Here is a 697-nt window from a genome sequence, read left to right on the forward strand (position 1 = left end):
TACACCCTTTTGGGCCGTCTCTGTGCCTTCTTGGGCAGTATTTTTTTACTCTTATTCCTTGCCGCTGCCGTCGTAACCGCTCTTATATCATATTTTCCCAACTTTATGTCTCTTTCACCCGTTCCTTTACCTCAAGTCGGTTCAATTTCGACCCTCTTCATAGCTATCTTTTTACTGGGACTCACCATCGTTACCAAGTATCTGGCTTCTATCTGTCGCAACGCCTTAAAACGTTCAAAGGGTCGTCGAAAGTAATTATGCATTTACGACGTTTTAAATTATGCGCAAATAATATCGCTTCCGGTTTTCTTATATCCTTGACGCCTTCATAAAAAAGGATATAATGTAATCAATAACAAATATTAGTTATTGATTATGTTTATCGATTACAGGAGGTTCACTATGGAATTAAAAGGAAGCAAGACCGAAAAGAACCTGCAGGCAGCTTTTGCAGGCGAATCTCAAGCTCATACAAAATACGGTTACTATGCAAGTGTTGCAAAAAAAGCCGGCTACGAACAGATTTCCGCGTACTTTGACGAAACATCTCATAACGAAAGAGAACATGCTAAAATCTGGTTCAAACTTCTCCATGACGGTATGCCCGATTTAGACGGTGCTCTGAAAGATGCTGCTAACGGTGAAAATTGGGAAAATACGGAAATGTATCCTGAATTTGCTAAAGTTGCTCGTGAAG

2 protein-coding genes are annotated in these 697 nt (G+C 40.2%); both read left to right on the forward strand.

What is annotated here, in order from left to right; all coding sequences use genetic code 11:
- Positions 1–255, forward strand: a 255-nt coding sequence (locus PGX78_RS08675; protein ID WP_270446556.1) for a hypothetical protein, incomplete at its 5' end; no start/stop codon positions are given.
- Positions 256–402: 147 nt separating this feature from the next.
- On the forward strand, positions 403–697 hold a 295-nt coding region (locus PGX78_RS08680), incomplete at its 3' end, for a rubrerythrin family protein (RefSeq protein WP_270446557.1).

Origin of the sequence: Megasphaera sp. AF13-6AC (assembly GCF_027685385.1) — a bacterium.
Lineage (GTDB): Bacteria > Bacillota > Negativicutes > Veillonellales > Megasphaeraceae > Megasphaera > Megasphaera micronuciformis.